Here is an 8,957-nt window from a genome sequence, read left to right as displayed (position 1 = left end):
ACGCTCGGGGAATGACGGCACAGGGCAACGCGCTCGGTGAGTACCTGCGCGCCCGGCGTGCACAGGTGCAACCCCAAGACGTCGGGCTGGTTGCCGGTGCCCGCAGGCGCGTTCGGGGCTTACGACGTGAGGAACTGGCGCTGCTGGCCGGGATCAGCGCTGAGTATTACCTACGGTTGGAGCAGGGCCGTGACAAGAATCCGTCCCAACAGATCCTTGACGCGTTGGCGCGGGCGCTGCAGCTGGACATCAAAGGCACGGAGTATCTGTACCAACTGGCCGGCGGCAGTCACGGCCAGCAGCCAGACCTGGAAACTGCGGCCGACGGCCTCGACGCGCTGATCGATCAGTTTCCGATGCCGGCAATCATCGCCAACAGGTACCAGGACGTGCTGGCCGCCAACGCGATCGCCCGCGCGCTGTCACCGGGGTTCGCACCCGGGCAGAACTTCCTGCGCTGGCGCCTGGTGGAACCCGCCGCGCGGGAATTCTTCGTCGAGTGGGACGACGCGACCGATATTGCGGTCAGCGGGTTGAGAGAAGTCGCCGGCAGCGAATCCAACGATCCCCGTATGCGCGCGTTGGTCGCCGAATTATCTGCTGTCAGTTCACGATTCCGTGAGCTTTGGACCCGAGCCGAGGTCGGTTACCGCCCGGGAATAACGCGTGTGCGCCACCCTGTCGTCGGTGAACTGTACCTTCATCGCTACAGGCTCAGCATTCCCCATTCGGGTGGACAGCATCTGATCATCTTTACCGCCGACCCAGGCAGCCCAACGGCAAAAGCGCTGGAGCAACTGCGATGTCAGTAGATTCCAGCTGCCCGGCCGGCGCCGTCAAACCCATGAGCGATTAGGCACGCCGTCACTGCGCCCGTCGACTGCTCGGCGTGCATGTCGAGGACCACGCAAGATGGCAACAATGGGTGGCGTCAGCGCATCGCCGTCATGTCGTCCAGGACCCCGCGCCGCCGACCCTCTCGATCGTGATGCGAGTCAGGTAACCGGGCGGCGCGTCGGGACCCGGGAAATCGGCGTCGGGACCGAGCACGGTCGCCATTATCAATCGGCCAGCGCGGCCGCCATAGGCTGGATTGCGACTCTTCTGCTCGATGGACACGGCGAGAGCGTGATGTGGGGCAGCTTGGCTCTGAACGCTCTGATCGTGCTGTGGTGGATCTCGACGCAGCGTCTGCGCGAACTGCGTCAGGTAATCCGGCAAGGACGTGGCGTACCGGCCACTCCGTGGAGGTGGATCAAGGTCCAGCGGGAGCGAAGCAACGTAAAGGGGCCCTGAACGATCCCGACGAGGGTGAGACGGACATCAACCCGACTGTCCGCATAGGTCTTAGCGCCGATGTAGACGTCTAGTCCAGAAAAGGTACGAGGGCAAGCAGATTCGATGGGATTGGAGGGCCATTTGCGCGACCGCGATCACACCGGCGACGACGGCCACGGCGACAGCCTTCCGCACACCCATGTCGATCCTTCCGTGAGATCCCCGCGACGCGCACACCAACAAGCGGGCTGATGTGAGCGGCGATCCTCAAGCTCAAATCGTGGCACTGAGTTTTACAGATGAGGCGAAAGTTAAACGGAGATATTAATGAGTCTAATTATCTTCTCTGAGTTTATTTAACCCTCTTGCTTCCCATGGGGCCAGAGAGGCCGCTGGGGATCAGATGAGAGGCCCGCGTTCAAGCAGGTCAACGCCACTCTGGTAACCGGACTCCCGCCGCCCTCATGGTTTTTCGGCGGTTAAGAGAATGCAACGGTCGGCCAATGTAACCACTGTGACCATTGATTTGATTGTTATCAAACGTCATTAAAGTGACAGGTATGAATATTTGAACGATTGGGGCTCCTGTGACTGATGATCTAGAAGTGGCCTATGGGACGCAATGCGTCTAAGTGCGCGCGTGTGAGCGGTTCCCGATCTCGAGAAGGGTCCATGCCGGCGGGGACGCCTGCGCCGCGAACTGGCGCACCAGATGGACGCGGCGAAGTCTGCCAGGGCGTCTTGTTCGAATGTCGCCTGCGATTTCGCCTGTGCGCTAGGGGTGGTCGGCTTTGAAGAACATCTCGAACTGAATGCCGTCGGGGTCCTTGAACGGCAGTACCGCACCGTATTCGCTCTCGGCGATCGGAGAGTGGCGCACGCCGAGCTGCGCGAACCGTGCCAGCCACTCGTCGAGGCCGGCCCGTGTGTCGACTTTGAACCCCATGTGATCGAACCCGGTGCGTTGGGGGTCGAAGGTTTCGCCCTGATTCTCGTCGTGCTGCTGGCATTCGATGACGGTCCGCGACGGCGGATGCAGCAGCAAAATGGCGTGCCAGCCATCGCCGACGACCCGGTCGATTTCGGTCAGATCGAGCAGCGCTGCCCACCAGTGGGCGCTTGTCTCGGCGTCCCGGACGGAGAACGAAATGTGCGACACCCTGCTGAAAGTTGGCATGCGAGTTCCCTTGGATTCACAGTTGGATGCGGACCGGGTGTTCGGTCGCGAGTATGTCGTATGCGTCACCCATCATCTGTCGGATGATCTCGGCGGCCGGGGCAGTGCGTCGAACTGCGCCCACCCCTTCGCCGGCAGGGTAGGCCATCGACTCCCAATCACCGCTGGTTTCGGGTGTGGGTGGCAGCGTCGACCTGACCGGCATGTCGTACGGCATGTTTACCGAGTGCGGGAACAGGCGCGTTCGGCCGATGGTGTGATGCTGGTGCGCGTCGACATCACCGACGCGTGCTGCAGCGCTGCGCACGGCGGGAGTGGCAAGAAGACGGTAGGGCTGGTCGGGCCACTCGGGTCCGAAGGCAGTGGTGCGCAACGTCTTACCGGGTGAGTCGGTGAGTCGACGCTTGTACTCGGGATGGGCGTTGGCTTCCTCGGCGGCAACCAAGGCGGTGCCCACCCACACTCCGTCGGCGCCCGCACGCAACGCAGCGGCCGCGGCGGTCCCGTCGGATATGCCGCCCGCCGCCAACAGAAGCATGTCAGGCCACTTGTGACGGACGGCCGCCAACAGCGTGTGCAACGGGATGCGTCCGCGGGCATGGCCGCCGGCCTCGCGGCCCTGGGCGACTATTCCGTTGACGCCGAGTTCGATTGCGGCCGCGGCAAGTTCGGGGGAGGAGGCCTGCATCCAGACGCCTGTGCCCGCGGCACGCAACGTGTTGACCCAGCGGTCCGGCGGTGGGTCATGGTGAAATACGACCAAGGGCACATTCAGCTGGACGCACATGTCGACATGCCAGTCTGTACTGGCCGGCCCGAACCCGGTATCGGCACAGATGAGATCCACTCCGAACGGCCCAGAAGTCAATGCGCGCAATCGTTCTACCATTATCGGCAGGCTGCCCGGAGGATCGGGGGATGCTCCCAGCACGCCCAATCCGCCGGCATTGGTGACCGCGGCGGCAAGCTGTTCGTGGGCGATGAATCCCATACCCGCACCGACGAACGGATGTCGGAGGCCATACTCGCGGGTCAACCGGGTTGGGACGGCTGCGACATCCGGCGACGCGCTTGCCTGGCGCCGATGACCGTCATCGATGACCGGATCACGGGGCGGTTCCGGCATGGTTTCTCCTTCGACATACTCCGATTCGGACTATCTACGAAAATAGTCCGAATCGGAGTATTGTCAAACGCCATGTCGAACAAGCAGCTGACCCCGACGTCGTTCGCAATACTCGGGCTGCTCTCGATCCGGCCGTTCACGACCTACGAACTCGCGCAGCAGATGGACCGCACGGTGAGCTGGTTCTGGCCTCGGGCGGCCAGCATGGTCTATGAAGAGCCGAAAAAACTCGTCACCGCCGGTCTGGCCACCTCGCACGCCTCCTTCACGGGCAAGCGGCGCAGCACCGTTTACGAGATCACCGACGCGGGTCGCACGGTGCTGCGGGACTGGTTGGACACGCCCGCCGCGGGGATGCGCATGGAGTTCGAAGCCATGATCAAGGTGGCGTTCGCAGATGCGGGCGATGCGAATCAGCTGCGTTCGGCGGTGAGGGAAATCCGGGCAGACGCAGAGGCGCGATTGGCTGAAATCCTCGACAGGTCAACGCAGTACGCAACCACGGGCGGCCCATTCCCGGACCGGCTGCCCATCATTGCGATCACCGGAAAGCTGCTCATGGGTCAATACGAGGCTGTCGTCCGATGGGCACGATGGGCCGATGACGCGATCGGTGAATGGACTGGTGTCACACCGGCAACTGGCGCGACGGTGCCACCCAACGCCTTCACCTCCGGGTGGCCCGCCTAGGAGATCGTCGGTGGTGCTACGCGGCGGCAATGCTTGTCCGATCTGCGCTTCATTCGCCCGATCGGACGCTCAGGGCGATGCCGATGGCGGCGTTCTGCTCGGGCGTGCCGAGGTCATAGCCGTATCTGGTTGCCGCGGCAACGAATTCGGCCAGTTCACTGAGCGTAGGTGGGTGCGTAACGCCGGTCCGGGCGACCTCTTGAAAGAATCGCCCGAGCCGCGCAGTGGTGATGACCAACTCCACCGCCGGCTCGTCGGACACGTTCCGGTGCGCGTGCGGGGTGCCACCCGGTATATGGACGTAGTCGCCGGCATTCACGTCACGCCAGTGCAAGCCGCGATCGCTCTTGGTCAGCACCTGCTGAGTGCCCGCCAGGATGACGAAGTCCTCGCCATCGTCGTGGCTGTGCAGCGGGACCACAACACCGGGCGGTACCACGGCCCGCATGACGCAGAAATCGGAGCCGGGATCATCTGGTTCGCTAATGAATTCGACGGTAGGTCCAAACACATCCACCGCCGCGTACGGAGTTCCGTCGACGGTCTGGGGCAGCACAGTGCTGTGGAGTTTGCCAGTCATAGTTGCCTGCGATTTCGCCTGTTCTATGGGTGGTCGGCTTTGAAGAACATTTCGAACTGGATGCCGCGGGTCCTTGGATGGCAGTACCGCGCCGGCTCTCCGTCGAGGGTATCACCATCTGATGGTGCATGACCTCAGATTGGCTATGGTCGTGCCATGGCCAATCCAGAACTCGCCCAACGTTTCCTGCGGAACGTCGGCATCACCGTTTGTTCGGGCCGCGGGGGAACGTCAAGATGATGGCGACCGCCCACACCGTCGCGACCGACTGGCACTTGTGGCTGGGCTTCTTCGGTGCATCGATTGCGATTGCGTTCTCGCCTGGCGCGCGGGCGATTCAGTCGATGGCATCCGGTCTGACTCACGGCCTCCTGCGGGCATATTGGAGCATCGTCGGCCAGGAACTGGGCCTGCTGTTCCAGTTGGCCTTGGTGGCGGTGGGGCTTGGCGCGATCGTCGCCGAGTCCATCCTGGCCTTTACGGTGATCAAGTTCGTCGGCGTCGGTTATCTGCTCTACCTCGCCCTGCGCCAATGGCGCGCAACCGGTCGCGACTTTGGCGAGAAGACCAGCGCGACTCCGCCGCGTGCTGCTCAACCGGTTCTTTTCTGGCCTCTTCGCAACCGCGGCCGTAGTTCTCGCTCTCGTGCGTCGGGGGGCGACGACCTAGAAGTGTGCGGCAGCTCTGGAGCAGAGCGACTCTCACGAAGAGCTGATGTGTTGAGCCGTCGCATCGAACAACAGCGTCACCACGTCGACCACCCGGTCGCGAGTCAGTCCTTCTGCACCGTCGCTCCACGTCATCAGAAGCTCGTCGGCGGCGGCAACGATACCGAACGTGAGCAGGAGTACATCGCCTCGGCTCAGCGTCGCACTCGGCGGCAGGAGGTCAGCGACCAGCTGGGCGAGTCGGTGAAGCCCAGCCCGCCGTTGCTCGCGGGCAACGGGTCCCCCGCTGAGTACCTCCCGCGACTTGATGCGGGCCTTACCGGGATGTTTCTCGAATGAACGCGTGATCGTCTCGATCATCGCGCGGTTACCCTCCGATCCGCCGCCCGTCTTGGCGATCGCGGCGGCGCAGTCGGAAATCTCTTCGTCGATCAGCCGTAAGTAGACGGCGGCGAGCAGCGAGTCGAGATCGGCGAAGCTCTCGCCGAAGTAGCGATCCCGCAGTCCCGCCTGCTGGAGCACGGCCCGGATCGACGTGGCAGCGTATCCGCGTTCGCCGAAGAGTTCGACGCCGGCGTCGATGAGTCGTTCTCGGCGTTCGGCGACCCGTTCCGCGGCCGTCTTACCGTCGTAATCCCGCATCAGTCACCTCCTTGAGCGCACCACGAAAGCAGCGACCGCTTGGTCGCATGCATCGACCGTACCACCATGTGAGGTCACCCACTATCTGATGGTGCATGACCTCAGATAGGTTATGGTTGCGACATGACTTCAACACCATTGATTCGTTCGACCGAGACCTTTGATTTCGTCATCGTGGGTGCGGGGAGCGCGGGCTGTGTGCTGGCCAATCGCCTCACCGAGGATCCCTCGGTCCGGGTGCTCCTACTGGAGGCCGGACCGCAGGACACCTTGGAGACGATCCAGGTGCCGGCCCTGTTCAGCACCCTGTTCGGCACGGAGGTCGACTGGAACTACCAGATCGAGGAGCAGGCCAACTATCACGGCTCGACCACATTCCCGCGCGGAAAGACGCTGGGCGGCTCGTCATCCATCAATCTCATGGTCTACATCCGCGGGCACCGCGGCGACTTCGACGGGTGGAGCGAGCGCGGCAATGTCGGATGGGACTACGACACCGTGTTGCCGTACTTCATCAGGGCCGAGAACAACAGCCGCCTCGGTGCCCCATTCCATGGCACCGAGGGCCCGCTGCATGTCGAGGATCGGTTGTTCACACACGAGCTGTCGCACGCCTGGGTGGACGCCGCCGCGGAATGGGGCCTGACCCGCAACGACGACTTCAATGGCGCACGCCAGATCGGGGCGGGCGCATATCAGGTCACCTGCCACAGCGGCCGCCGCTGGTCGGAGGCCGATGCCTATCTGCGGCCGGCGATGCAGCGGCCCAACCTGGTCGTGCGCGTCGGCGCCCACGTGACGCGTGTGCTCATCGACGGCAACCGGGCTATGGGCGTCTCCTACGTCCAGGACGGAACCGAGACGGTCGCCCACGCGGCGTCAGAGGTCCTGCTCAGCGGCGGCGTCATCAACTCCCCGCAACTGTTGCTGCTCTCGGGGATCGGTCCTGCCGACCAACTGCGCGCGCAGGACATCGACGTCGTGGCCGACGTGCCGGGCGTCGGAGAGAACCTGCACGACCACACCATGGTCCCGCTCGTGTGGGCGACTCAGCACTCCACCGACCTGCTCGAGATGGCAAGCCCCGAGAACATGGCGCTCTGGCAGGGCGGCCACGGCGGCCCCTTTGCCTCCAACGGCGGTGAAGTCGGGGGCTTCGTGTCCACCGCAGGCGGCGACGTGCCGAACGTGCAATTGATTGGTGGGCCAACCGCGTTCGTCGATCACGGCCGCACCAGCCCGCCACTGCCGAACTTCACGATGGCGACCGCGACGACGCACCCGCGCAGCCGCGGCCGGCTGTGGCTGAGGTCGACCGACCCGATGATCCATCCACACATCGACCCGGCCTATTACACCCACCCAGCCGACATCGCGGACATCACGGCCGGACTGCGCGTTTCACTGGAGATGGCCAACCAGAGCTCGATCTCCAAATACCTCCGGTGCCTGAACTTGCCGATTGAGGCGAACCCGAGCGACGCAGCGCTCACCGAACACGCGAGACGTTGGTCGCAGACGGAGTACCACGCTGTCGGAACGTGCGCGATGGGCATCGACGAAAACGCCGTCGTCGACCCGCAACTGAAGGTGCGCGGCGTCGACGGACTGCGTGTCGTCGACGCATCGGTCATGCCGACCGTCGTCAGCGGTAACACCAACGGCGCCACCGTCATGATCGCCGAGAAAGCCGCCGACCTCATCAGGCGGCGGGCGACCACGTGAACACTGTTGACTTACAGCGGTCTTGGCCCGCGACGCGACGCTTCGGCTTCCGGCCCGCGCCGCCGGGCGGCCTGGCGCTCGTCCAAGATTTCCTGCCCATGTTCTACCCGCAGCCACAACACGCTCAACGGCAGCGCAGCCGGGAAGGGAGCAGCCGATGACCGGCAACGACAGTGACCAACGGCACGTGGACGTCACCGGGGATCGTCAGCTTGGTGCTTTCGAGCGGATGTATCACCGGCGCCAGGAGAAGAGCACGATGCACTTCTGCACCGTGGCCGAGCTTGCTGACGACCTGGATCCGTCCGCGCTTGCCGCCGCCCTCCGCGCGGTGCAGCACCGCCACCCGCTGCTCAACGTGTACGTCGAAGATCACCCGCAGACCCGGCTGGGGTTTTACCGCCCGGCGACCGTGCCGCCGATCCCCCTCACGGTCGTCGACGCCGGCGCGGGCAACAGCTGGCGTGATGTTGTCGCCGAGGAGTTGACCCGCCCCTTTGACACCTCGCGCGCGCCGATGATCCGGGTGGTGCTGCTGCGCTGCGGGCCAACCACCCCGGCCGCGATCGTGCTGACCGCCGCCCACGTCATCGTCGACGGGCTCTCCGCCGCATACATCCTGCGGGACTTGTTCTCCGCGCTGAACAGGCACGAACTGCAGCCGCTGCCCGTGCCGCCGTCGCAGGAGGACCTGATCGGCGGCCTGCGCGACGCGCAACCGGCCGCTGCGCCGGCGGTAAACAGCGCGCCGCCACCGGCGCAGCCGGACTGGTTTACCACCCTGTCCACGATTCGGTCCTTCGACGGCGCCGTGCCCCACCTCAGCGCCATCTGTTTCGATGCGGAACTGACCCGGCGGTTGGTCACCCGCGCCCGCGCCGAACAGACCACCGTGCACTCGGCGCTGGTCTCGGCCATGACCCGGGTGATCCTCGAGTCAGGCCGTAACGAGTTTGTGCGGATGCTGACGCCCTTTGCGTTCCGGAACCATATCGGTGTGCACGACGACGTCTGCTTGTACTTCACCGCGACCCGCACCGCGTTTACGCGTGAGCAGCTCACCGACCTGTG

8 protein-coding genes and 1 pseudogene are annotated in these 8,957 nt (G+C 64.2%); 5 read left to right on the top strand and 4 right to left on the bottom strand.

Going from position 1 to position 8,957, the window contains the following annotated elements:
* The first annotated feature begins 11 nt into the window (after nucleotides 1-11).
* Nucleotides 12-812 (top strand): helix-turn-helix domain-containing protein, encoded by an 801-nt coding sequence (locus JWP83_RS02010; RefSeq protein ID WP_297725277.1) that lies wholly within the window; start codon nucleotides 12-14, stop codon nucleotides 810-812.
* 1,241 nt (nucleotides 813-2,053) lie between these two features.
* On the opposite strand, the gene JWP83_RS02005 is transcribed toward JWP83_RS02010, so the two are convergent.
* Nucleotides 2,054-2,455 (bottom strand): VOC family protein, encoded by a 402-nt coding sequence (locus tag JWP83_RS02005; RefSeq protein ID WP_297725275.1) that lies wholly within the window; start codon nucleotides 2,453-2,455, stop codon nucleotides 2,054-2,056.
* Nucleotides 2,456-2,471: 16 nt separating this feature from the next.
* Nucleotides 2,472-3,581 (bottom strand): nitronate monooxygenase, encoded by a 1,110-nt coding sequence (locus JWP83_RS02000; protein WP_297725273.1) that lies wholly within the window; start codon nucleotides 3,579-3,581, stop codon nucleotides 2,472-2,474.
* 72 nt (nucleotides 3,582-3,653) lie between these two features.
* On the opposite strand from JWP83_RS02000, the gene JWP83_RS01995 reads away from it, so the two are divergent.
* Nucleotides 3,654-4,271, top strand: a complete 618-nt coding sequence (locus JWP83_RS01995; protein ID WP_297725271.1) for a PadR family transcriptional regulator — start codon at nucleotides 3,654-3,656, stop codon at nucleotides 4,269-4,271.
* A gap of 49 nt (nucleotides 4,272-4,320) precedes the next feature.
* On the opposite strand, the gene JWP83_RS01990 is transcribed toward JWP83_RS01995, so the two are convergent.
* The gene (locus JWP83_RS01990) at nucleotides 4,321-4,851 is read right to left on the bottom strand and encodes a cupin domain-containing protein (protein ID WP_297725269.1); all 531 of its coding nucleotides are present in this window, start codon (nucleotides 4,849-4,851) and stop codon (nucleotides 4,321-4,323) included.
* A gap of 128 nt (nucleotides 4,852-4,979) precedes the next feature.
* Between JWP83_RS01990 and JWP83_RS31120 the strand changes: the two are divergent.
* A pseudogene (locus tag JWP83_RS31120) lies at nucleotides 4,980-5,360 on the top strand (hypothetical protein); the annotation flags it as partial.
* Between the two features lie 192 nt (nucleotides 5,361-5,552).
* Here the strand turns inward: JWP83_RS31120 and JWP83_RS01980 are convergent.
* A complete protein-coding gene (locus JWP83_RS01980) occupies nucleotides 5,553-6,161 on the bottom strand; it encodes a TetR/AcrR family transcriptional regulator (protein ID WP_297725267.1) in 609 nt (202 codons plus the stop codon).
* Between the two features lie 123 nt (nucleotides 6,162-6,284).
* Here JWP83_RS01980 and JWP83_RS01975 point away from each other — a divergent pair, with 123 nt between their 5' ends.
* Together JWP83_RS01975 and JWP83_RS01970 are read left to right on the top strand one after the other, a co-directional pair.
* Complete coding sequence (locus JWP83_RS01975; RefSeq protein WP_297725265.1) at nucleotides 6,285-7,886, top strand: GMC family oxidoreductase; 1,602 nt, start codon at nucleotides 6,285-6,287, stop codon at nucleotides 7,884-7,886.
* Nucleotides 7,887-8,043: 157 nt separating this feature from the next.
* On the top strand, nucleotides 8,044-8,957 hold a 914-nt coding region (locus tag JWP83_RS01970; protein ID WP_297725263.1), incomplete at its 3' end, for a condensation domain-containing protein.

The organism is Mycobacterium sp., from assembly GCF_025965855.1.
Classification (GTDB): Bacteria; Actinomycetota; Actinomycetes; order Mycobacteriales; family Mycobacteriaceae; genus Mycobacterium.
The sequence above is the reverse complement of the archived record's forward strand: the minus strand, read 5'-3'. Positions and strand labels throughout refer to the sequence as shown.